The sequence below is a fragment of the Streptomyces sp. SID14478 genome (assembly GCF_010548525.1).
Taxonomy (GTDB): Bacteria; Actinomycetota; Actinomycetes; order Streptomycetales; family Streptomycetaceae; genus Streptomyces.
The window spans coordinates 90,310-112,436 of the sequence record NZ_JAAGMG010001065.1 but is presented as its reverse complement, the minus strand read 5'-3'; the positions used below and the strand labels follow the sequence as shown (position 1 = coordinate 112,436).

The window sequence follows — 22,127 nt, the reverse complement described above, 5'->3', positions numbered from 1 at the left end:
CGGCGTGCGCATCGAGTGGCCGATCAGCGCGTCAGGCCGTGGTCACCGGCAGGACGTCGGGCGACAGGGCCGCCGCGCGCGCGGACGCGCTGGTCATCCGCTTGCGGTGGTGTCGACGGCACAGCACCTCGTAGCCGACGATCTCGACGTCCGTGCCCACGTCTCCGACGACGACCTGCTCGCCCTCGACGATCATCTCGGCGCCCACGGTGCGGGCGTTGTGCGTGGCCCGCGCCCCGCACCAGCACATCGCCTCGACCTGCAGCGTCTCCACCCGGTCCGCCAGCTCGATCAGCCGCTGCGAACCGGGGAAGAGCTTGGTGCGGAAGTCCGTGGTGATGCCGAAGGCGAAGACGTCGAGGTCCAGGTCGTCCACGACCCGCGCCAGCTGGTCGATCTGCTCGGGCCGCAGGAACTGCGCCTCGTCGACGATGACGTAGTCGACCTTGCCGCCACGCGTGATGAGGTCCACCACGTAGCCGTAGAGGTCGAGGTCCGGCGCCGCCTCCACCGCCTCGGTGACCAGCCCCAGACGGGACGACAGCTTGCCCTCACCGGCCCGGTCGTCCCTCGTGAAGATCACGCTCTGCAGGCCGCGAGCCGACCGGTTGTGGACGATCTGAAGCGCCAGAGTCGACTTTCCGCAGTCCATGGTCCCGGAGAAGAAGGCAAGTTCGGACATCAGGACAGCGGAACCTTTCGGAAGGGGCAGGAGTGCGGAGGGGCAGGGGGAACACAGGGCCGGCTTCGCAGGCCTCAGGACCGTACTTCCAGAAGCGGTACGAGCTGTTCCACCGGAGTCATGGAGCCGTGGTTGCCGACCATCAGGGACTCCTTCGGCTCGGTGCGCGAGGCGATGATGACCACGTCGTCGCGGGCCGCGGCGATGACGTCGCCGAGCCGGTCGTACACCCGTGGGTCGACCGCAGGACCGAACCAGCCCGCGGCGATCGCCTCGTCGCGGCTCGCGATCCAGAACTGCTCGCCGAGGACCTCGCGCCAGACGGCCAGGACGTCGCTCTGGGCGCCGGGGACCGCGTACACGTGCCGTGCGCGGCCCTCGCCGCCCAACAGGGCGACGCCCGCGCCCAGTTCCCAGTCCTCGTCGAAGTCGATGCGGGACTGCTCGTCGAAGGGGATGTCGAGCATGCCGTGGTCGGCGGTCACGTACAGGGCGCTGCGCGGCGGGAGTTGCTCGGCGAGGCGCTGGGCGAGGCGGTCGACGTACATGAGCTGGCCGCGCCAGGCGTCGGAGTCGACGCCGAAGCGGTGCCCCTTGCCGTCGACCTCGCTGTAGTACGTGTAGACCAACGACCGGTCCCCCGCTGCCAGTTGCTCGGCGGCCAGGTCCATGCGGTCCTCGCCGGAGAGACGGCCGTGGAACGTGCCGCCACTGAGAGCGATCTTGGTGAGCGGTGTCGACTCGAAGGCGGGGGCGGACACCTGGGCGGTGCGGACCCCGGCCTCGTGGGCGCGCTGGAAGATCGTCGGGTACGGCTGCCAGGGGCGCGGGCTCGTCCACGGGTGCCAGCGGAGCTGGTTCATCAGCGCGCCGGTGGCCGGGTTGCGCACGGTGTAACCGGGCAGGCCGTGCGCGCCGGGCGGCAGACCCGTGCCGACCGAGGCGAGGGAGGTCGCGGTGGTGGCGGGGAAGCCCGCGGTGATCGGGCGTCCGGTGCCGCCCCGCGAGGAGGCTATGAGCGAGCTGAGGAACGGGGCCTCGTCCGGGTGCGCCTTCAGCTGCTCCCAGCCGAGGCCGTCGATCAGGAAGACGCAGGCGCGGTCGACCGGCTGCAGCTCCGGGATCGTCCCCGCGCAGCCGGGGACGCCGAGGTGGAAGCCGAGGGTGGGCAGCAGGTCGGCGAGGGAGCCGGTGCCGTACGCCGGGACGGGAGCGGAGTGAACGGGGAGCGGCTCTACGTCGTCCCAGGCGGCCTGCGTCATCGGCGTCCCGCGTCCGCGGTGGCCTCGGAGAGGGACTGGGCGAAGGCGAGGGCCTGCCGCACGGTCTCCGGCCCGTCGCCCGCCTCGCTGACGCGCAGGCTGAGGTCGTCGGCGGTCGAGCTGCCCGTGTAGCCGTGGTCCGCCTCGCAGTTGGGGTCGCCGCAGGCGGCGGGCTCCAGGTCGATGCGGGCGACGGCGCCCCAGCCGATGGTGAGGACGACCTCGCGCGGCAGCGTGCCCGGAACGTACTTCTCCGGATTGGCGACGACACGGCTGAGCACGACGGAGGAGATCCGGTCGAGCTTCACGGACTCCGTGGACGTCGTCGCGTACGGCGTCGGGGAGGTGGTGTCCGCCGCCTGCTCGTCGGTGTGACTGACGATGAAGCGGGTGTCGGTCAGGACCAGGACGGTGACGTGACGGCGGACCTCGTTCGCGTCGAACGTGGTCTCCTGGTGCACGAGGAACGACGACATGGGTTCGCCGCCGACCGCGGCCTCCACCGCCTCGGCCACGAGGGCCGGGTAGTAGCCGCTGCGCTCGATCGCCGCTCGCAGCCCTTGGGTCGTCGTACTGGTCTTGGCCATGGGGTCCATCCTAAGGCCCGGGAAGAGGCTGCCGTTGCCCCTGTGGACAACCCTCGGTGAGGGCCTTTCGCGGGGTGTGCCGGTCAGTACGCGGCGGGCAGGGTGCGCGGGCCGAGGTCGTCGCGGGCGGGGGGCGGCGCGAGCCGGACGGAGGCGCCGAGCACGGTCAGCCCCTGCTGGGCGACGACGACCGGTTCGAGGGCGACGCCGACCACCTCGGGATGGTCGTCGACGAGGCGGGACACGCGCTGCAGCAGCTCTTCGAGCGCAGGGGTGTCGACGGGCGCGGCGCCGCGCCAGCCGAACAGGATCGGCGCCGTCTTGATCGAGCGGACGATGCCCCGGGCGTCCTGCTCGGTGACCGGGATCAGGCGGTGCGCGGTGTCGCCGAGCAGCTCGGAGGCGGCGCCGGCCAGGCCGAAGGACAGCACCGCTCCGGCCGCGGGGTCGATGACGGCCCGCACGACGGTGTCGACGCCGCGCGGTGCCATCGACTGCACCACGGGGCGCAGCTCGGCGGGCTTGCCGAGGTGCTCGGTGAGCTCTTCGTAGGCGCGGCGCAGGTCCGTCTCGTCGGCGAGGTCCAGGCGTACGCCGCCGAGGTCGGCACGGTGACGCAGGTGCGGGGCGGTCGTCTTGAGGGCCACGGGGTAGCCGAGGGTGCGCGCCGCCTCGACGGCGCGGTCCGGATCGGGGGCGGGCAGCGTCTGCCGTACGGCGACGCCGTAGCGGGCGAGCAGTGCGCGCGCGTCGTCCGGGGCGAGCTCGACCCCGCGCGGGTCGTCCTCCTTGGCGAGCAGTTCGGTGATGAGGTCGGCGGCCGCCGACTCGTCGATGCCGTCGTACTCGGGCACCCTGCCCGGCTCGGCCGCGTCGCGCCGCCACTGGGCGTACTTCACGACTTCGGAGAGGGCGTGCACGGCGCGCTCGGCGGCGGGGTAGGCCGGGATGAGGCGCGGGGTGTCGTCGGACGTCCCCGCCGTGGCGGGGGTCGGCCGAGGGGTCTGGACGCCGGGGGCGCCCGGCGCGTTGGGGCCGGTGCTGGCCGCGGCGGAGAGTGCCTCGGCGAGTCCGCCGAGTTCCACGTGGACGACGAGCACCGGCTTCGCGGGCGCGGTCGCCGCGGCCGCGCTGAGGGCGGCAGCCAGCTCCGCGTCCTGGGCGGAGTCCTCCCCCACGGCCGGCATGGCGGTGACGACGACGGAGTCCGTCTTGTCGTCGGCCAGCGCCTCTTCGAGGGCGGCACGGAAGTCCGTCGCGGAGGCGGCCGTCGTCAGGTCGCGGGGCGTCTTGGGCCGCAGTCCTTCGGAGAGGCACACGTCGTAGGTGAGCAGGCCGAGCGACTCCGAGTTCCCGAGGATGGCGACGCGGGGCCCGGCGGGCAGCGGCTGGCGGGCCAGCAGGAGCCCGGTGTCGACGAGTTCGGTGATGGTGTCGACCCGTATGACGCCGGCCTGTCGCAGCAGGGCGGAGACCGTGGCGTACGGCAGACGCGTGGCGCGTACGGCGTGCCCTGTGGGGGCGATGCCGCTGTGCCGGGCGCCTTGTACGACGACGAGGGGCTTGGCCTCGGCGGTGCGGCGGGCGAGGCGGGTGAACTTGCGCGGGTTGCCGATGGACTCCAGGTACATCAGGGCGACGTCGGTGTCCGGGTCGTCGTACCAGTACTGAAGGACGTCGTTGCCGGAGACGTCGGCGCGGTTTCCTGCGGAGACGAAGGTCGACACCCCGGTGACGCCGGTGACGCCGCCGCCCCTGCGGTGCAGGCGGGACAGGAGGGCGATGCCGATGGCACCGGACTGGGCGAACAGTCCGATGCGGCCGGGCCGTGGCATCTGCGGGGCGAGGGAGGCGTTGAGCCGCACGTCGGGGGAGGTGTTGACGACTCCGAAGGCGTTCGGTCCGATGATGCGCATCCCGTAGGTGCGGGCCTGCCGTACGAGTTCCCGCTGGCGCTCGCGGCCCTCGGCCCCACTCTCGGCGTAACCGGCGGAGACCACGACGAGTCCTTGTACGCCGCGTGCACCGCATTCGGCGACGGCTTCGGGGACGAGCGGTGCGGGTACGGCGACGACGGCCAGGTCGACGGGGTCGGCCGGGTCGATGTCGCGTACGGAGCGGTGCGCGGGGACGCCGTCGATCTCGGTCAGGTCCTCGGGGAACTCCTTGTTCACGGCGTACAGGCGGCCCGTGAACCCCGCGTCCCTGAGGTTGTCGAGGACGCTGCGCCCCACTCCGCCGGGCGCACGGCCGACACCGATCACGGCGACGGAACCGGGCGCGAGGAGGCGCTGCACGGAGCGGGCCTCGGCGCGCTGCTCGCGGGCGCGCTGCACCGCGAGGGACGCCTCGGTGGGCTCCAGGTCGAACTCCAGACGGACCACGCCGTCCTCGAAGCTGCGCTTCTGTGTGTACCCGGCGTCCGTGAACACCTTGATCATCTTGGTGTTGGCGGGCAGCACCTCGGCGGCGAACCGGCGGATGCCGCGCTCGCGGGCGACCGCGCCGATGTGCTCCAGGAGGGCGGACGCCACGCCTCGCCCCTGATGGGCGTCCTGCACCAGGAAGGCGACCTCGGCCTCGTCGGCGGGCGCCGAGGCCGGCCTGCCCTGGCCGTCGATCCGGTCGTAGCGCACGGTCGCGATGAACTCACCGCCGATGGTGGCCGCGAGCCCGACCCGGTCGACGTAGTCGTGATGGGTGAAGCGGTGGACGTCCTTGTCGGACAGACGGGGGTAGGGCGCGAAGAAGCGGTAGTACTTCGACTCGTCCGAGACCTGCTCGTAGAAGCTGGTCAGACGCTCGGCGTCCTCGGTGGTGATGGGCCTGATCCGCGCGGTGCCGCCGTCGCGCAGCACCACGTCGGCCTCCCAGTGCGCGGGGTAGGCGTGCCGGTCCGACGGGGTCTCCATGCCGCAAGAGTAGGGCCGGGCACCGACAGTCGTACGGGTCGCGGCGCACGCGGGTGCGAGGCAGGCTAAGGAACGCCGAAGGGCGCAGCTCACGGGACCCGGGTCCGCGTCGAGCACGTGCCCCGGTGTGGGAGAATGGTCTAGACAACCGTGAGTCACCTGAAGGGCAGCATCACATGGCTGAGCGCCGCGTCAACGTCGGCTGGGCCGAGGGTCTCCACGCCCGCCCCGCCTCCATCTTCGTCCGCGCGGCCACGGCGGCCGGCGTCCCCGTGACGATCGCCAAGGCCGACGGCAACCCCGTCAACGCCGCCTCCATGCTCGCGGTGCTGGGCTTGGGCGCCCAGGGCGGCGAGGAGATCGTCCTGGCCTCCGACGCCGAAGGCGCGGACGCCGCGCTCGACCGTCTGGCCAAGCTGGTCGCCGAGGGGCTCGAGGAGCTTCCCGAGACCGTGTAGTCCGCGCTTTTCCATTAACAGTGGCGGTGCTCTTCAGTTGAAGAGCACCGCCACTGTTATGTGGACGCCATTTTAGGCAGCAAGAATTCACGCCCCCGAATTCACTTCTCTTTGTATACGGCGCAATTGTTAAGCATGGCCGCCCGCCATGTTTACGGGACGTTGCGAAGTCCTCACACGGTCGCCCGCCCGGGGCACGCGCAGCCGGTGCGCCGTCGCCGCGCGCTCCGTGTGCAGGGCGGTCAGGGAACGGGCGCGCTCGGCGTCGCCGCGGGCCACCGCGTCGACGATGGCGCCGTGCTCGGCCCAGGACTCGGCCGGCTGAGCCGGGGTCTCCACCGCGTACATCCAGGCGATCTTGTGCCGGAGCTGGGTGAGCAGGGCGGTCAGACCCGGGCTCCCGGAGGCCTGTGCGAGCGTCTCGTGGAACCAGCCGCCCAGGGAGCGCAGGTCCTCGTTCTGGCCGCGCCTGGAGCGCTCCTGGCCCAGCCTGACCAGGCCTCGCAGGACCTTGAGGTGGGCCTCGGTGCGACGCTGCGCCGCGCGCGCCGCGCCCAGCGGCTCCAGCAGCATGCGGATCTCCAGGAGATCGGCCGCCTCCTGTTCGGTGGGTTCGGCCACGCACGCGCCCGCGTGCCTGCGCGTGACGACGAAGCCCTCGGCCTCCAGGGTGCGCAGCGCCTCCCGGACCGGCACGCGCGAGACGCCGTAGCGACGCGCGAGCAGTTCCTCGGTGAGTCTGCTGCCGCGCTCGTAGACACCCGCGACGATGTCGTCGCGGATCGCCGTGCATACCGAGTGCGCGGGAATGCGCATGACCCGACCTCCGCCTTAATCCCCGCGAAACGCGGTCGATTGACGCTCGTGCAGGCGCGAATGACGCTCGTCCCGCGCGCTTGCCCAGTGACTCTATTCCACCCTTCTTGAATTTCCGACGGCAGCCGGGAATCCAGGGATATTTTTTGGACAGGAACGGTGTGCACGCACGAAAGCCCCGACTCGATGAGCCGGGGCTTTCGGGGATGCCGCTGCGGGCAGGCGGGACGCGTCAGACGTTCACGCCGTGCGAGCGCAGGTACGCGATGGGGTCGATGTCCGAACCGTAGTCGGGGCTCGTGCGGGCCTCGAAGTGGAGGTGCGGGCCCGTGACGTTGCCGGTGGCACCGGAGAGGGCTATCTGCTGGCCGGGGGTGACCGACTGGCCGACGGAGACACCGATGGACGACAGGTGACCGTACTGGGTGTACGTGCCGTCGTTCATCTTGATCACGACGTTGTTGCCGTACGCGCCGCCCCAGCCGGCCTCGACGACGGTGCCGGAGCCGACCGCGTGCACGGCGGTACCGCTCGCCGCGTGGAAGTCGATGCCGGTGTGGCTGCCGGAGGACCACAGCGAGCCGCCGCTCTTGTAGCCGGTGGACACGTAGGAGTGGGAGACGGGCGCCACGAAGGAGTTGAGGCGCTTGCGCTCGGCCTCACGGGCGGCGCGCTCCTTGGCCTCGCGCTCCTTCTTGGCCTTCGCCTCGGCCTCGCGCTTGGCCTCCTCGGCCTTCTTCTTGGCCTCGGCCTCCGCCTTCTTCTTCGCGGCGGCCTCGTCGGCGGCCTTCTGCTGCGCGGAGGCCTGGGCGTCGATCTGGTCGGCCAGGGAGTCACCGATGGAGATGGCCTGGGTCAGGCCGTTCTGGTCGACGGCCGCGCTGTCGGCGGCGAGAGCGGGGGCGGCGAGGCCGCCGATGACACCGGTGGTGGTCAGCGCGGCGACGCCTGCGACCTGCGCGGTGGTACGCGTGATGCGGCTCGGGCGACGGTGCTTCCCGGTGGCACGGGTGAACGCCATGAAGTGGCTGGTCCTTTCCTTCCCTCTCGCCTACCGGGTTAGCTGACGGGTTCGGAGCAGGAAGGTCTCCTACGGCCGCCCTCCTCTACGGAGAAGAGCGTCCGATTCACCCCAGGGACTGCGGTGGGTCCCCGGCTCCCCTGGCTCGCGCCGTGGGGGACTCGGCGATGACTGTCCGGTGTCGCGGGCGCGACGCGTGTCTGGCGGACAGCCGGACCGACGCTAAGCGGGACATCTTTTAATCAACAAACGGATCCCGGCTTTTGTAGTGCATGCCACAGAGCAGACAGGCAACCTCTGCCGCATTTCGGACATACGTGATCCATGGGCACGCGTGAACGGACACGAGTGGCCGGGAGTGGTCGGGAGTGGCACCACGAAGCCCCGGTGGTCGGCGGGACCACCGGGGCTTCGCCGGGCGTGCGGGGCTGCGGGTCAGCCGGTGACCACGGTCACCTCGCCGATGCCGAGGGCCCTGACGGGCTCCTCGATCTGCGCGGCGTCCCCCACGAGGATCGTCACCAGGCGGTCCGCCGGGAAGGCGCTCACGACGGCCGCAGTGGCCTCCACGGTGCCCGTCTCGGCGAGCCGGCGGTACAGCTGGGCCTGGAAGTCGTCCGGCAGCTGCTGCTCGACCTGGTCGGCCAGGGTGCTCGCGACGGCCGCGGCGGTCTCGAACTTGAGCGGGGCCACCCCCACCAAGTTCTGTACCGCGGTGTCCCGTTCGGCGTCCGTGAGGCCCTCCTCGGCGAGGGTGCGCAGGACCTTCCAGAGGTCGTCGAGCGCGGGGCCAGTGTTCGGGGTGTCCACGGAGCCGCTGATGGCGAGCATCGCGGCGCCCGTCCCGTCGGGAGCGGACCGCAGCACCTGGGCGAAGGACCGCACACCGTAGGTGTAGCCCTTCTCCTCGCGCAGGACGCGGTCCAGACGGGAGGTGAGGGTGCCGCCGAGGCAGTACGTGCCGAGGATCTGCGCGGCCCACACCCGGTCGTGCTTGTCGGGTCCGGTGCGACCGATCAGCAGCTGCGTCTGCACCGCGCCGGGACGGTCCACGATGACGACGCGGCCGGTGTCGTCGGCGGTGATGGGCGAGACCGGGTGCGGCTCGGCCGTGTTGCCGGTCCAGGCGCCGAGCGTGTCCTCGAGGAGGGCGTCGAGGTCGGTGGAGGAAAGATCGCCCACCACGACGACGGTGCCGGTCGCGGGACGTACGTGCTTCTCGTAGAAGGCGCGTACGGCCGCCGCGTCGATGGCGGCGACGGTCTCCTCGGTGCCCTGACGCGGACGCGACATGCGCGCGCCGGCCGGGAAGAGCTGCCTGGACAGCTCCTTGGCGGCGCGGCGGGCCGGGTTGGCGCTCTCGTGCGGGATCTCGTCGAGGCGGTTGCGGACGAGCCGCTCGATCTCGCCGTCCGCGAAGGCGGGGGCTCGCAGGGCGTCGCCCAGCAGCGCCAGCGCCTTGGGAAGGCGGGAGACCGGCACTTCGAGGGAGACGCGGACACCGGGGTGGTCGGCGTGCGCGTCCAACGTGGCGCCGCAACGCTCCAGTTCGGCCGCGAACTCCTCGGCGGAGTGCTTGTCGGTGCCCTCGTTGAAGGCACGCGCCATGATCGTGGCGACGCCGTCGAGCCCGGCCGGCTCGGCGTCCAGCGGCGCCTCCAGGTTCACCTCGACGGCGACGACCTGCTGGCCGGGCCGGTCGCAGCGCAGCACGGTCAGGCCGTTGGCGAGCGTGCCGCGCTGCGGGGCGGGGAACGCCCACGGCTTGGCCGCACCCGCCTGCGGCCGGGGGTGGAAGTCCATGACTGCGAGCTGCTCGGTCACCGGCCCGCCTCCTCGTCGCTGTCGTCGCTCTCGTCTTCGGTCTCGGCGGGGGCCGTGGGCTCGTACACGAGCACCGCCCGGTTGTCGGGGCGCAGGCGGGCCTTGGCGACCTCCTGGACCTCGTCGGCGGTCACCGACAGGACGCGCTGCACCGCGGTGAGGGCGAGCTGCGGGTCGCCGAACAGCACGGCGTAGCGGCACAGTTCGTCGGCGCGGCCCGCGACGGTGCCGAGCCGGTCCAGCCACTCGCGCTCCAACTGTGCCTGGGCGCGCTCCATTTCCTCCTCGCTCGGGCCCTGTGCGGCGAACCGGGCGAGCTCCTCGTCGACGGCCGCCTCGATGACGGGCACCTCGACGTCCCCGGAGGTCTTCACGTCGAGCCAGCCGAGGGAGGGGGCCCCGGCCAGGCGCAGCAGACCGAACCCGGCGGCCACGGCGGTGCGGTCCCGGCGTACGAGACGGTTGTAGAGGCGGGACGACTCGCCGCCGCCGAGCACCGTCAGGGCCACGTCGGCGGCGTCGGACGCGCGCGTGCCGTCCTCGGGGAGCCGGTAGGCCGCCATCAGGGCGCGCGCCGGCACCTCTTCCTCGACGACCTCGCGCAGCTGCCCGCCGATCACCTCGGGCAGCGAGCCGTCGCGCGGGGCGGGCTTGCCGTCGTGACCGGGGATGGAGCCGAAGTACTTCTCGATCCAGGCGAGCGTCTGCTCGGGATCGATGTCGCCCACTACGGAGAGCACCGCGTTGTTGGGCGCGTAGTAGGTGCGGAAGAAGTTCCGCGCGTCCTCAAGGGTGGCCGCGTCCAGGTCGGCCATGGAGCCGATGGGCGTGTGGTGGTACGGGTGGCCCTCCGGGTACATGAGGGCGGTCAGCTTTTCGAACGCGGTGCCGTAGGGGACGTTGTCGTAGCGCTGACGGCGCTCGTTCTTCACGACGTCCCGCTGGTTCTCCATCGACTCCTCGTCGAGGGCCGTGAGCAGCGAGCCCATGCGGTCGGCCTCCAGCCACAGCGCGAGCTCCAGCTGGTGGGCGGGCATGGTCTCGAAGTAGTTCGTCCGCTCGAAGCTCGTCGTGCCGTTGAGCGAGCCGCCCGCGCCCTGCACGAACTCGAAGTGACCATTGCCATGCACCTGCTTCGATCCCTGGAACATCAGGTGCTCGAAAAGGTGAGCCAGGCCCGTACGGCCCTTGACCTCGTGGCGCGAGCCGACGTCGTACCAGAGGCAGACCGCCGCGACAGGGGTGAGGTGATCCTCGGAGAGCACCACGCGCAGGCCGTTGGCCAGCCGGTGCTCGGTCGCTGTCAGACCGCCGGAGCCGGCCTCGGCGGTGGCCGTGTGACCCATGGGCATGTACGTCCCTTCGATCGCGGAGAACGCGAACAACACTGATGAACACTGATGTACTCACAGGACACTGAGAACAGAGAACTGCTGCCAGTCCTGCCACTGTATGCAAGCGCGCCGACGCCTGGCGAAGTTCCCGCCCGTGCTACGCCGTAAGCGAGCAGGACGGCCCCTCACGGGCCCCGAACCACCCGGTACGGACGGGTCGCGATCGGTGTTGTCAGTGGGGAGGTCCACAATGGTCCGCGACAGATCCCGTTCATGTACCCGTTCTTGTTGGTGAAGGAGCCGCAGCAGCGATGGCCCGCCGCAGCACGAAGACCCCGCCGCCCGACGACTTCGAGGAGAAGATCCTCGACATCGACGTGGTCGACGAAATGCAGGGCTCCTACCTGGAGTACGCGTACTCGGTCATCTACTCCCGCGCCCTGCCCGACGCCCGCGACGGGATGAAGCCCGTACACCGTCGCATCGTCTACCAGATGAACGAGATGGGCCTGCGCCCCGACCGCGGCTACGTGAAGTGTGCCCGCGTCGTCGGCGAGGTCATGGGTAAGTTGCACCCCCATGGCGACGCGTCCATCTACGACGCCCTCGTACGCCTGGCCCAACCGTTCTCGATGCGCGTCCCCCTGGTCGACGGGCACGGGAACTTCGGCTCGCTGGGCAATGACGACCGCCCGGCCGCCATGAGGTACACCGAGTGCCGCATGGACCCGGCGGCCAGCCTGATGACCGAGTCCATCGAAGAGAACACGGTCGACTTCGAGCCGAACTACGACGGGCAGGAGCAGGAGCCCCTCGTCCTGCCCGCGGCGTACCCGAACCTCCTGGTGAACGGCGCGTCCGGCATCGCCGTCGGCATGGCGACCAACATGGCGCCGCACAACCTCGGTGAAGTGATCGCCGCCGCGCGGCACTTGATCAAGCACCCGGGCGCCGACCTCGAGACGCTCATGAAGTTCGTCCCCGGCCCCGACCTGCCCACGGGCGGCCGGATCGTCGGTCTGTCCGGCATCAAGGACGCGTACGAGACGGGCCGCGGCACGTTCAAGATCCGTGCGACGGTCGCCGTGGACACCGTGACGGCACGCCGCAAGGGCCTCGTCGTCACCGAGCTGCCCTTCGCGGTCGGCCCCGAGAAGGTCATCACGAAGATCAAGGAGCTCGTCGGCTCCAAGAAGCTCCAGGGCATCGCGGACGTGAAGGACCTCACGGACCGCGAGCACGGCCTGCGCCTGGTCATCGAGATCAAGAACGGCTTCGTGCCCGAGGCCGTCCTGGAGCAGCTCTACAAGCTGACGCCGATGGAGGAGTCCTTCGGCATCAACAATGTGGCGCTCGTGGACGGCCAGCCGCTCACCCTCGGCCTCAAGGAGCTCCTCGAGGTCTACCTGGACCACCGGTTCAACGTGGTACGTCGTCGCAGCGAGTTCCGCCGCAGCAAGAAGCAGGACCGCCTCCACCTGGTGGAGGGTCTGCTCGTCGCCCTGCTGGACATCGACGAGGTCATCCGCCTCATCCGCTCCAGCGAGAACAGCGCGCAGGCCAAGGAGCGCCTCATCGAGCGCTTCTCGCTGAGCGAGATCCAGACGCAGTACATCCTGGACACGCCGCTGCGCCGCCTCACGAAGTTCGACCGCATCGAGCTGGAGTCGGAGCGCGACAAGCTCAACGGCGAGATCGACGAGCTGACCGGCATCCTCGACTCCGACACGGAGCTGCGCAAGCTGGTCTCCACCGAACTGGCCGCGGTGGCCAAGAAGTTCGGCACCGATCGGCGCACGGTGCTCCTGGAGTCGGCGGGCGCTCCGGTGTCCGCGGTTCCGCTGCAGGTCGCCGACGACCCGTGCCGGGTGCTGCTCTCCTCGACCGGCCTGCTGGCCCGTACGGCCAACGGTGAGCTTCCCGCCGGGGACGAGGACGCCAAGCGCGTCAAGCACGACGTGATCATCTCCGCGGTGCCGGCGACGGCACGCGGCGAGATCGGCGCCGTCACCTCCGAAGGCCGGCTGCTTCGGCTGAACGTGGTCGACCTGCCGCAGCTCCCGGACACGGCGTCCGCGCCGAACCTCTCCGGCGGCGCCCCGATCTCCGAGTTCCTGTCGTCCTTGGAGGCGGACGAGAGCGTCATCTGCCTCACCACCCTGGACGAGTCGTCACCAGGCATCGCCCTCGGTACGGAGCAGGGCATCGTCAAGCGCGTGGTGCCCGACTACCCCTCCCACAAGGAGGAGCTGGAGGTCATCACGCTCAAGGACGGCGACCGGATCGTGGGGGCGATGGAGCTGCGGACCGGCGAGGAGGACCTGGTCTTCATCACGGACGACGCCCAACTGCTGCGTTACCAGGCCGCCATGGTGCGCCCGCAGGGCCGCCCCGCGGGCGGCATGGCCGGCATCAAGCTGGCGACGGGCGCGAAGGTCATCTCGTTCACCGCTGTCGACCCGGCGGCCGACGCCGTGGTCTTCACGGTGGCGGGTTCGCGCGGCACGCTCGACGACTCGGTGCAGACGACGGCGAAGCTGACGCCGTTCGACCAGTACCCGCGCAAGGGCCGCGCGACCGGCGGCGTGCGCTGCCAGCGCTTCCTGAAGGGCGAGGACTGTCTGAGCCTGGCCTGGGCGGGCCCGGTGCCCGCGCTCGCGGCGCAGAAGAACGGCACGCCGGCCGAGCTCCCCGAGATGGACCCGCGCCGCGACGGCTCCGGCCTCTCGCTGGCGAAGACGGTGGCGGTGGTGGCGGGGCCGGCCTAGGGCGTGTTGTGAAAGTCCCGTCGTTCGCCCGAAGGGCGGGCCCCGCGGCGTCCGGTGCGTGCGATCGCAAGGCGCCGGAGCGTCCTCATAGCGGAGCTATGCGGGCGCTTCGGCAACGCCGCGAGCGTGCGTGCCGGGCGTCGCGGGGCAGGCGGGACTTTCACAACACGCCCTAGCTGCCCGCCGCTTCGTAGCCACCCGCTTCGTCCTCGTCCTGCGCGAGAGGCTCGTCCTGTGCGAGAGGCTCGCCCTCTACGGGGGACTTGTCCTGTACGTAGCGGAGAACGCCCCACATGCTGTGCTCGTCCACGGTGTGTGGGGCGTCGTTCTTGCACGCGGTGAGCTCCTTGGCGAGCGCCTCCGCTTCGATGCCCGAACCGATGAGGACCACCTGCGTCAGGCGTGGTCCGGCCGGCCACGGCTCGGGATAGAACCGCAGGAACCGCCCGACGGCGTGCACGGCGTACCGGTTGGCCGTGTCGCCCGCACCGAAGTCGACGTACCCCTTGATGCGGTAGAGCCCCTCGCGCCGGCTGTCGAGGAAGGCCATCAGCCGGCGCGGCTCAAGGGGAACCTCGGACGTGAACGCCACGCTTTCGTAGGCGGAGTGCAGGTGCGCGTCGTGTGCACCGCTCCCGTCGTGCCGGTGCAGGTCGTCGAACGACAGCTGTCCGATCCGCTCCGTCGTGGGACGGCAGTCGAAGAGCAGCTCCGGGTCGATGCGGCCGTACGACGCGGAGACCACTGCGGCGCGTCCGGCGAGGGCACGCACGGCGCCCAGGACGCGCTCCCGCTCGGCTTCCGCCACCCGGTCGCCCTTGTTCACCACGACGAGGTCCGCGATCCCGAGATGCCGTTCCACCTCGGGATGCTTCTCCCGGGTGGCGTCGAACTCGGCCGCGTCGACGACCTCGATCAGTCCCCCGTACACGATCCGGGGATTCTCGCTGGCCAGCACCATGCGCACCAGCTCCTGCGGCTCCGCGATGCCGCTCGCCTCGATGACGATGACGTCCATGACATGACTGTCATTGACGGGACGAGTCAACTTGTCCAGGTACACATCAAGTTCACTGGCGTCCACGGCACAGCACAGACATCCGTTGCCGAGCGCGACCGTCGAGTCGCCCAGCTGCCCCGCCACGGCCATCGCGTCGATCTCGATCGCGCCGAAGTCGTTGACGATGGCACCGATCCGCGTGCCGCCGCTGCGGTGCAGCAGGTGATTCAGCAGCGTGGTCTTCCCCGAACCGAGGAAGCCCGCGAGGACGACGACGGGGATCTGCTGCGGGCTCGCCTTGCTCAACACACGACCTCTCTCACACCGGATCACGCGGGCGCGCGCGCCGATCCGGACCGGCTCTCGTACGAAGAATGAATGCCGCCCCACAATAGGCGCGCGTAGAAAGGCCGCGTAGTAAACGATTGTTAGCTCCACTCCCGGGGCAGACGTTGGACATGGCGCCGGTTCGCGCGACCCGAGCATGCTTCCGCGCGCCTCCTCTCCGCCTCCCAGCCGATCAGAGCCGCTCGGCATCCTGGGAGACGGCAAGCGCGCCGCCCACCGCTTCGCCGGTCCCTTGCCCGTCGACCCGCACCCCACGACCGGCGGACGGTCGCCTGTATCGGGGGTTGACATGGCCACAAAGAGTTACGGGACGCGAGCACTGGCCGCCGCGGTGGCGACCGGTGCCTCCACCGCCGCGGAATCGCTGGCCGGACTGGTGACGCGCTGGCGCAGGCACGCCGCCCTCACCGAACAGCACCGGCTCCACTTCGACCTGCTCTGCAAGGCCATGGACGATCCGGCCCTGGCAGCGGTCCTCGACACGTACGAGGAATCGGTGCCGCCGGAACGGCAGCGGCAGTTCCTGTTCGCCAACGCGCTCTACACCAACGCCCTGTACTTCCACCGCATCGGCGCCCTGAGCCGTCGCGAGCTCTACGGCCACCTTCGGGTGATCTGCCAGAACCGGATCGTCCGCGACTACCTGACCGCCACCAGGCACCATCGCGCCAGCCTGGACGACGGATCGGACGAGGCCGAGCTCGGCCGCATGGTGGAACAGCTCCTGCAGGACCAAGAGGGAGCGGACACCGACGAGTGGTGGGTCGTCGGCGAACCTCCTTGCGAATGAACCCAGTTGGCGTATCCTGCGGCCACACCAGGCGTCCCGAACGGCTACTCTTGCCCCGCTCCTTCCCCACCCATGTGCCAAGGACCGGGATCCCTTTGAAAATCGTGCGCCGCATCGGTGCGTCTCCCCGCGAACGCGGAAGCGCCTCCGGCCAGACCTGCCCCGACATCTTCGAGCTCGCCGACGGCAGCTTCGCCGTCATCGGCACGGATGCCACCGAGACGCTCGACACGGAACTTCCGTCCGATGCGGCGCGGGCCGACTACGAGCGGATCGTCGTCATCACGCGGGACACCCTCGTACGTGCCAAGGCGGACATCCCGGACCTGTGAGCGCGGGCCGACGGACGGAGACCCGGCGCATCGTGCGCCGGGTCTCACGCGTCACTGCGGCAACGGCACCGCTACCGGCGGCTCGGCCCCGACGTACCTGGCCGCCGGCCGAATGATCTTCGAATCCTGTGCCTGTTCAAGGATGTTGGCGCTCCAGCCGATCACCCGCGCGGCGGCGAACGTCGGCGTGAACATCGTGCGCGGCAGGCCGCACAGCTCCATGACCACGCCCGCGTAGAACTCCACGTTCGTGTGGAGTTCACGCCCCGGCTTGAGCTCCGCCAGGATCGCCTCCACATGACGCTCGACCTCGACGGCGAACTCCACCAGCGGCCCGCCGAACTGTTCCGCGATACCGCGCAGCATGCGCGAGCGCGGGTCCTCCGTGCGGTACACGGGGTGCCCGAAACCCATGATCCGGTCCCCGGCCAGGACCCGTTCACGGATCCACGCGTCGATGCGGTCAGGGGTGCCGATCGCGTCCAGGGTGTCGAGCGCCCGGCTGGGCGCACCGCCGTGCAACGGCCCTGACAGGGCGCCGACCGCACCGACCAGGCAGGCGGCGACGTCCGCGCCCGTCGAGGCGATGACGCGACCGGTGAACGTGGACGCGTTGAAGCCATGATCAATGGTTGAGATGAGGTACTTCTCGATCGCTCGCGCATGCGCGGGCTCCGGCACCGCACCCGTCAGCATGTAGAGGTAATTGGCCGCATACGAAAGATCCGTGCGCGGCTCTACCGGGTCCAGCCCTTCGCCGAGCCGGTGGAGCGCGGTGAGCATCGTGGGGACCACTGCCGCCGCGGCGAGCGTGTCCGCGCGACGGCGGTCGGCGTCGATGTCGTAGACGGGGCGGAAACCGCGCGAGGCGCCGAACAGCGAGAGCGCCGTACGCAGCCCGGCGAGCGGCCCGGAACGGGATCCGGCGCGGGCGACGGCGGGCAGCGCGGCCCGCACCTCGTCGGGCAGCACGCGCAGCGCCGCCGTCTCGCGGGCGAACGCCTCCGACCGCCCCGCATCAGGCAGTTCACCGTGGATCATCAGGTGCCACACGTCCTCGAAACCGCGGGTCTGCGCGAGCTCGACGGCCGAGTACTGGCGGTAGTGGTAGAAGCCCTCGCGCCCCCTGACGTCACCGAGTGCGGTGTCGGTGACGACGACGCCGGCGAGCCCTCGCGGTACGTCGAGGACGGGGGTGGCAGTTGTCCCGTTGATCGGCATGTTTCCTCCCTGGACTTGATTCGACTGTCCATGATTGACTCAATCTCTGTCAATATTGATTGCATCAATACGTCACGATCAATGCTTCACGATGCGGATACGGTGACGCGCATGAGGGATCAAGAACCGGCAGCGGCACAGCAGGCCCGTCGACTCAGCACCAGGGAGACCGCCGAGCTGCTCGGCGTGAAGCCGGAGACCGTGTACGCGTACGTGAGCCGCGGACAGCTCTCCAGCCGGCGCGGCCAGGGCAGGCGCGGGAGCACCTTCGACGCCGCCGAGGTCGAGGCCCTCGCCCGACGCAACAGGCGGGAGGGCACGTCGAGTTCGGGCCCTGACGAACTGTCGGTGCGCACCCGGCTCACCCTCATCGAGCAGGACCGGTACTTCTTCCGGGGGGTCGACGCGGCGCAGCTGGCCGCCGACCACTCGTACGAGGAGGTCGCCGAGTGGCTCTGGACGGGCTCCCTGCGCTCCGGTGCCGGGTTCACCGCCCCCGCGGAATCCCTCGCCGCGGCCCGTCAGGCGGTGTGCGCCCTGCCCGAACACAGCAGCCCCGTGGACCAGTTGCGGGTCGCTGCCGTGGCGGCCGCGACAGTCGATCCGTTGCGGTACGACCTGTCCGAGGACTCCGTCCTCGGCGCCGCGCGCTCCCTCATCCCGACGCTCGCGGCCGCGCTCCCGCTCCGGCGGAGCACCTACAGGGACGGCGAGCCCATCGCCCGGCGCCTGTGGGGCCGCCTGTCCTACAAGGAGCCCGACGAGGCGTCCCTGCGCGCCCTGGACCTGGCACTCGGCCTCCTGGTCGACCACGACCTGGCCGCGTCCACCCTCGCCGTCCGCGTCGCCGCGTCGGCCAGGGCGCACGCCTACGCGGCGGTCTCCGCGGGTCTGGGCGTCCTGGAAGGCCCCCTGCACGGCGCGGCGAGCGGCCTGGCCCACCGCATGCTCCTCGACGTCCTCGACCGGGGCAGCGCGGGCCATGTGGTGGCCGACGAACTCCGCGCGGGGCGCCGCGTCCCCGGGCTCGGCCATCGCCTCTACAAGGGTGAGGATCCGCGCGCGACGGCCCTGTTCGCCGCACTGGAGGAGCTGCCCGCCGCACAGCCCGCGCTGGCCGCGGCCCGCGACGTCGTGGCGACAACCGCCCGTCACACGGACCTGCACGCCAACGTGGACCTCGCCCTCGCCGCGTTCACCGCCTCGTACGGCATGGCCGCCGAAGCGGGCGAGACGATCTTCGCGGTGGCGCGGACAGCCGGCTGGATCGCCCACGCCCTGGAGGAGTACGGGGAGCGCCCCCTACGTATGCGCCCGACAGGCCACTACGTAGGCCCGCGTCCACCGCAGCCCCTCCCGTCGACGCCCGGGGAGGAGTGACCCTGCAGGCGGGTTAGGCTCCCCTGCGTGAGTACGTGCGCGACCGCCTCGCTGGATCTTGCCGAATCTCCCGCCGGGACCGCGGCCACCGCCCGCACCTGGCTGCTGATCGAGCAGCCGGGGCCCTGGGGAGCGAAGGCCCTGACCTCCAGCCATCTCGATCCCGACGTGGGCCGCGCCCTGGAGGCGGCCGCCGAGGGCACCGGAGTGCGCGTCGCCCTCGTGCGCCGCCCCGGGCGGCATGCCGACTGCCACGCTCCGGCTCGGCAGCAGGTGTACGTGGCCCACACGACTCCGGGGAACGCCTGGCTGCGCAGCACCACCACCCAGAGGCCCGAAGAACTGCTGGGGCTCGACTTCGCCGCCTTGGGAGCAGGCCATCACGGAGGCTTCGGTGAGCCGCATACAGGTGCACCGCTCGCGCTCGTCTGCACCAATGGCAAGCGGGACCGCTGCTGCGCGCTACTAGGGCGGCCGTTGGCCTCCGAACTCGCCCGCTCCGGAGTCGAGGGCGTCTGGGAGGTCACACATCTCGGCGGCCACCGCTTCTCCCCCACCCTCCTGGTGCTGCCGTACGGGTACGCCTACGCGAGGGCCACGGCGGCGGACGTGAAGGAGATCCTGGAGGCGGTGCGCCTGGAACGCATCGTGACCGACGGCTGCCGCGGCAGCTCCGCCTGGGAACGTCCGGGCCAGGCCGCGGAGTTGGCGGTGCGCCGCACTGCCCACGTGGACGGTGCCGCCGCCTTGACGGTCGTCAGGACACAGGCCGTGGCAGGTGACGTGCCGCACTGGGAGGTCAGCGTCGCCCACACCGACGGACGCCATTGGCGCGTGACGGTCGCCCAGGGCGCCTCCCTCCCGCCTCGCCCGGAGAGCTGCGGCGGCGCCCTCGGGTCACCGGCGCGTATGGACGTCGTGGCTGTGCGTGAGGTTCCCGCGGCGCTCGGCTGACGACGCCTGCGAGGACGTACGAGATCCGCGCCACAAGGGCTTCGAACGGGACCGGAAGGCCCCGTACCGTTCGTCCTCATGAGCACGTCCGTCCCCACCCGCCGTCTGCGTCTCGGTCTGCCGAGGCGCGTGTTCGCGCAGGTCCTGCTGATGCAGGTGGCGATCGCCGCCGGGGTGGCCGTGCTCGCGACCGGCTTGTTCCTCGCGCCGCTGAGCGACCAACTGGACGACCAGGCCATGCGGCGCGCCCTGGCCATCGCGCAGACCACGGCCGCGCAGCCGCAGATCGCCGCCGACCTGCGGTCCTCGCGGCCGACCACGCGGGGCCCCGTGCAGGCCGCGGCCGAGCGGATCCGGCGGGCCAGCGGCGCCGAGTACGTCGTGATCATGAACAAGGACGGGGTGCGCTGGTCGCACACCGATCGCGGCCAGATCGGGAAGGTCGTCTCGACGGACCCCCGCCGGGCGCTGGCGGGCCGCAAGGTGATGGAGATCGACGACGGCACCCTCGGCCGCTCCGCGCGCGGCAAAGTGCCCCTGAAGGACGCTGACGGGGCCATCGTGGGCGCGGTGTCGGTCGGCATCGAGTACGACAGCGTCCGCGCGCGCCTCGTCCACGCGATCCCCGGCCTGTTCGCCTACGCGGGCGGCGCGTTGGCGGTCGGCGCGCTCGCCGCGTATCTGATCTCGCGCCGGGTGCAGCGGCAGACGCGTGACCTGGCGTTCTCGGACATCTCCGCTCTGCTGGCCGAGCGCGAGGCGATGCTGCACGGCATCCGTGAGGGCGTCGTCGCGCTCGACAGGACCGGTCGGATACGGCTGCTGAACGACGAGGCGCAGCGCCTGCTCGCCGTGGACGCCGCGGCGATCGGGCAGACCTTGGACGGCGCGCTGGGCCCCGGCCGGACGACGGACGTGCTCGCCGGCCGGGTGACCGGGACCGACCTGCTGACGGTGCGCGGCCATCGCGTCCTCGTCACCAACCGGATGCCCACCGACGACGGGGGCGCCGTGGCGACCCTGCGCGACCGCACCGAGCTGGAGCAGCTGGGCCGCGAACTCGACTCCACCCGCGGCCTCATCGACGCGCTGCGCGCCCAGGACCACGAGCACGCCAACCGCATGCACACCTTGCTGGGGCTGCTGGAGCTGGAGATGTACGAAGAGGCGGCGGAGTTCGTCGGCGAGGTCGCGGGCGCGCACCGGGTCACCGCGGAGCAGATCACCGAGAAGATCCAGGATCCGCTGCTCGCGGCGCTCCTGGTGGGCAAGGCGACGGTCGCCGCGGAACGCGGGGTCGCGCTGGAGATCTCCCGCGACACCGAGCTGCCGGACCGGCTCGTCGATCCGCGTGGGCTGGTCACGATCGTCGGCAACCTCGTGGACAACGCCCTGGACGCCGCCGCCGGTTCGGGGCGGCACGCGCGCGTAGAGGTGTCCTTGCGAGCGGAGGGCCGTGCCGCGGTCCTTCGGGTACGCGATACGGGCCCGGGGGTCCCGGCGGACCATCGTGAGAGCGTCTTCGTGGAAGGCTGGTCGACCAAGGAGCCGCCGGCACACGGCAAGCGCGGGATCGGGCTCGCGCTGGTGCGACGGCTCGCCGAACGCCAGGGCGGCACGGCCGAAGTGAAGGCGTCGCCCACCGGGGGAGCCGACTTCGTCGTCGTCCTTCCGGAAGCCTTCACCGACACCGTGCCGAGCCCCGCCCAGGAGGTCCGATGATCGAGGTCCTGGTCGTCGACGACGACGTCCGCGTCGCCGACGTGAACGCCGCCTACGTGGCGAAGATGGCCGGATTCCGGGTGGCCGCCAAGGCGCACAGCGCTGCCGAGGCACTGCAGCGGGTCGAGGATCTCGCGATCGACCTGATCCTGCTCGACCACTACCTCCCGGACGAGACGGGTCTCGATGTCGCGCGCACGGTGCGCGAGCGCGGCCACCAGATCGACGTGATCATGGTGACCGCGGCCCGCGACGTGGCCACCGTGCAGTCCGCGATGCGGCACGGGGCACTGCAGTACTTGGTCAAGCCGTTCTCGTTCGCGGGTCTGCGCGGCAAGTTGGAGGCCTACGCGGTACTGCGCCGCACCCTGGACGGCGGGGGCGAGGCCGAACAGGCGGAGGTCGACCGGATCTTCGGCGCGCTGTCGGCCACCCCGACGCCCGAGCTCCCGAAGGGGCACTCCCCGACCACGGCCGAACTCGTCCGCCGGGCCCTGATGGACGCCGAGGGGCCGCTCTCCGCGCAGGAGCTGGCCGACCGGACCCGGCTCAGCCGCCAGACCGCGCAGCGCTATCTGAAGCTGCTGGAGCGCACGGGGCGGGTGCGGCTGAGCCTCAAGTACGGCGACACCGGGCGGCCCGAACACCGCTACGTGTGGGCCGCCAGCCGCTGAGCGATCGGCCCGGCAGCCGGAGCCGCCGGGCCCGGTCGGCTG

At 71.1% G+C, this 22,127-nt stretch carries 18 protein-coding genes and 1 riboswitch; of the genes, 8 read left to right on the top strand and 10 right to left on the bottom strand.

What is annotated here, in order from left to right:
- Nucleotides 1–31: 31 nt before the first annotated feature.
- The 4 genes from G3I40_RS34475 to G3I40_RS34460 form a co-directional block, all read right to left on the bottom strand.
- The gene (locus tag G3I40_RS34475) at nucleotides 32–682 is read right to left on the bottom strand and encodes a thymidine kinase (protein ID WP_164558770.1); all 651 of its coding nucleotides are present in this window, start codon (nucleotides 680–682) and stop codon (nucleotides 32–34) included.
- 74 nt (nucleotides 683–756) lie between these two features.
- A complete protein-coding gene (locus G3I40_RS34470; protein ID WP_164558769.1) occupies nucleotides 757–1,944 on the bottom strand; it encodes a nucleotide pyrophosphatase/phosphodiesterase family protein in 1,188 nt (395 codons plus the stop codon).
- Entirely contained in the window at nucleotides 1,941–2,531 is a 591-nt protein-coding gene (locus G3I40_RS34465; RefSeq protein WP_203645275.1) for a DUF5998 family protein, read from the bottom strand. The genes G3I40_RS34470 and G3I40_RS34465 overlap by 4 nt, the downstream gene beginning before the upstream one ends.
- 83 nt (nucleotides 2,532–2,614) lie before the next feature.
- On the bottom strand, nucleotides 2,615–5,443 hold the full coding sequence (locus tag G3I40_RS34460) for a bifunctional GNAT family N-acetyltransferase/acetate--CoA ligase family protein (RefSeq protein WP_164558767.1): 2,829 nt from the start codon (nucleotides 5,441–5,443) through the stop codon (nucleotides 2,615–2,617).
- 176 nt (nucleotides 5,444–5,619) lie between these two features.
- On the opposite strand from G3I40_RS34460, the gene G3I40_RS34455 reads away from it, so the two are divergent.
- Complete coding sequence (locus G3I40_RS34455; protein ID WP_030021209.1) at nucleotides 5,620–5,901, top strand: HPr family phosphocarrier protein; 282 nt, start codon at nucleotides 5,620–5,622, stop codon at nucleotides 5,899–5,901.
- A 129-nt stretch (nucleotides 5,902–6,030) separates the two neighbouring features.
- On the opposite strand, the gene G3I40_RS34450 is transcribed toward G3I40_RS34455, so the two are convergent.
- From G3I40_RS34450 to G3I40_RS34435, 4 genes are all read right to left on the bottom strand, one after another.
- On the bottom strand, nucleotides 6,031–6,717 hold the full coding sequence (locus tag G3I40_RS34450) for a GntR family transcriptional regulator (RefSeq protein ID WP_164558766.1): 687 nt from the start codon (nucleotides 6,715–6,717) through the stop codon (nucleotides 6,031–6,033).
- A 232-nt stretch (nucleotides 6,718–6,949) separates the two neighbouring features.
- Nucleotides 6,950–7,738: a M23 family metallopeptidase gene (locus G3I40_RS34445; protein ID WP_164558765.1), complete on the bottom strand. Its 789-nt coding sequence runs from the start codon at nucleotides 7,736–7,738 to the stop codon at nucleotides 6,950–6,952.
- Nucleotides 7,739–7,750: 12 nt separating this feature from the next.
- Nucleotides 7,751–7,915, bottom strand: a riboswitch (cyclic di-AMP (ydaO/yuaA leader).
- 258 nt (nucleotides 7,916–8,173) lie between these two features.
- Nucleotides 8,174–9,541 carry a pitrilysin family protein gene (locus G3I40_RS34440; RefSeq protein WP_164558811.1) on the bottom strand — a complete coding sequence of 456 codons (1,368 nt, stop codon included), beginning with the start codon at nucleotides 9,539–9,541 and terminating at the stop codon, nucleotides 8,174–8,176.
- Nucleotides 9,542–9,558: 17 nt separating this feature from the next.
- Entirely contained in the window at nucleotides 9,559–10,908 is a 1,350-nt protein-coding gene (locus G3I40_RS34435) for a pitrilysin family protein (RefSeq protein WP_203645305.1), read from the bottom strand.
- Between the two features lie 299 nt (nucleotides 10,909–11,207).
- Here G3I40_RS34435 and G3I40_RS34430 point away from each other — a divergent pair, with 299 nt between their 5' ends.
- Nucleotides 11,208–13,664: a DNA topoisomerase IV subunit A gene (locus G3I40_RS34430; protein WP_164558764.1), complete on the top strand. Its 2,457-nt coding sequence runs from the start codon at nucleotides 11,208–11,210 to the stop codon at nucleotides 13,662–13,664.
- A gap of 172 nt (nucleotides 13,665–13,836) precedes the next feature.
- Here the strand turns inward: G3I40_RS34430 and G3I40_RS34425 are convergent, their stop codons facing one another.
- A complete protein-coding gene (locus G3I40_RS34425; RefSeq protein WP_164558763.1) occupies nucleotides 13,837–14,973 on the bottom strand; it encodes a GTP-binding protein in 1,137 nt (378 codons plus the stop codon).
- Between the two features lie 328 nt (nucleotides 14,974–15,301).
- Between G3I40_RS34425 and G3I40_RS34420 the strand changes: the two genes are divergently transcribed.
- Together G3I40_RS34420 and G3I40_RS34415 are read left to right on the top strand one after the other, a co-directional pair.
- Complete coding sequence (locus tag G3I40_RS34420) at nucleotides 15,302–15,802, top strand: DUF6082 family protein (protein ID WP_203645272.1); 501 nt, start codon at nucleotides 15,302–15,304, stop codon at nucleotides 15,800–15,802.
- Nucleotides 15,803–15,897: 95 nt separating this feature from the next.
- Nucleotides 15,898–16,134, top strand: a complete 237-nt coding sequence (locus G3I40_RS34415; RefSeq protein WP_164558762.1) for a hypothetical protein — start codon at nucleotides 15,898–15,900, stop codon at nucleotides 16,132–16,134.
- A 51-nt stretch (nucleotides 16,135–16,185) separates the two neighbouring features.
- On the opposite strand, the gene G3I40_RS34410 is transcribed toward G3I40_RS34415, so the two are convergent.
- Entirely contained in the window at nucleotides 16,186–17,355 is a 1,170-nt protein-coding gene (locus G3I40_RS34410; RefSeq protein ID WP_164558761.1) for a citrate synthase/methylcitrate synthase, read from the bottom strand.
- Between the two features lie 111 nt (nucleotides 17,356–17,466).
- On the opposite strand from G3I40_RS34410, the gene G3I40_RS34405 reads away from it, so the two are divergent.
- The 4 genes from G3I40_RS34405 to G3I40_RS34390 all read left to right on the top strand — a co-directional run bounded on the left by G3I40_RS34405 (nucleotide 17,467) and on the right by G3I40_RS34390 (nucleotide 22,085).
- The gene (locus G3I40_RS34405) at nucleotides 17,467–18,735 is read left to right on the top strand and encodes a citrate synthase (protein WP_203645271.1); all 1,269 of its coding nucleotides are present in this window, start codon (nucleotides 17,467–17,469) and stop codon (nucleotides 18,733–18,735) included.
- Between the two features lie 27 nt (nucleotides 18,736–18,762).
- The gene (locus G3I40_RS34400) at nucleotides 18,763–19,689 is read left to right on the top strand and encodes a sucrase/ferredoxin-like family protein (protein WP_164558759.1); all 927 of its coding nucleotides are present in this window, start codon (nucleotides 18,763–18,765) and stop codon (nucleotides 19,687–19,689) included.
- A gap of 78 nt (nucleotides 19,690–19,767) precedes the next feature.
- Entirely contained in the window at nucleotides 19,768–21,411 is a 1,644-nt protein-coding gene (locus G3I40_RS34395) for a sensor histidine kinase (protein WP_164558758.1), read from the top strand.
- Nucleotides 21,408–22,085 carry a response regulator gene (locus tag G3I40_RS34390; RefSeq protein WP_164558757.1) on the top strand — a complete coding sequence of 226 codons (678 nt, stop codon included), beginning with the start codon at nucleotides 21,408–21,410 and terminating at the stop codon, nucleotides 22,083–22,085. Before G3I40_RS34395 ends, G3I40_RS34390 begins: the two co-directional genes overlap by 4 nt.
- The last annotated feature ends 42 nt before the right edge of the window (nucleotides 22,086–22,127 follow it).

Coding starts and splice junctions, on each gene's coding strand:
- G3I40_RS34475 (WP_164558770.1), bottom strand. CDS start 682: ATGTCCGAACTTGCCTTCTTCTCCGGGACCATGGACTGCGGAAAGTCG.
- G3I40_RS34470 (WP_164558769.1), bottom strand. CDS start 1,944: ATGACGCAGGCCGCCTGGGACGACGTAGAGCCGCTCCCCGTTCACTCC.
- G3I40_RS34465 (WP_203645275.1), bottom strand. CDS start 2,531: ATGGCCAAGACCAGTACGACGACCCAAGGGCTGCGAGCGGCGATCGAG.
- G3I40_RS34460 (WP_164558767.1), bottom strand. CDS start 5,443: ATGGAGACCCCGTCGGACCGGCACGCCTACCCCGCGCACTGGGAGGCC.
- G3I40_RS34455 (WP_030021209.1), top strand. CDS start 5,620: ATGGCTGAGCGCCGCGTCAACGTCGGCTGGGCCGAGGGTCTCCACGCC.
- G3I40_RS34450 (WP_164558766.1), bottom strand. CDS start 6,717: ATGCGCATTCCCGCGCACTCGGTATGCACGGCGATCCGCGACGACATC.
- G3I40_RS34445 (WP_164558765.1), bottom strand. CDS start 7,738: ATGGCGTTCACCCGTGCCACCGGGAAGCACCGTCGCCCGAGCCGCATC.
- G3I40_RS34440 (WP_164558811.1), bottom strand. CDS start 9,541: ATGGACTTCCACCCCCGGCCGCAGGCGGGTGCGGCCAAGCCGTGGGCG.
- G3I40_RS34435 (WP_203645305.1), bottom strand. CDS start 10,908: ATGGGTCACACGGCCACCGCCGAGGCCGGCTCCGGCGGTCTGACAGCG.
- G3I40_RS34430 (WP_164558764.1), top strand. CDS start 11,208: ATGGCCCGCCGCAGCACGAAGACCCCGCCGCCCGACGACTTCGAGGAG.
- G3I40_RS34420 (WP_203645272.1), top strand. CDS start 15,302: ATGGCCACAAAGAGTTACGGGACGCGAGCACTGGCCGCCGCGGTGGCG.
- G3I40_RS34410 (WP_164558761.1), bottom strand. CDS start 17,355: ATGCCGATCAACGGGACAACTGCCACCCCCGTCCTCGACGTACCGCGA.
- G3I40_RS34405 (WP_203645271.1), top strand. CDS start 17,467: ATGAGGGATCAAGAACCGGCAGCGGCACAGCAGGCCCGTCGACTCAGC.
- G3I40_RS34395 (WP_164558758.1), top strand. CDS start 19,768: ATGAGCACGTCCGTCCCCACCCGCCGTCTGCGTCTCGGTCTGCCGAGG.
- G3I40_RS34390 (WP_164558757.1), top strand. CDS start 21,408: ATGATCGAGGTCCTGGTCGTCGACGACGACGTCCGCGTCGCCGACGTG.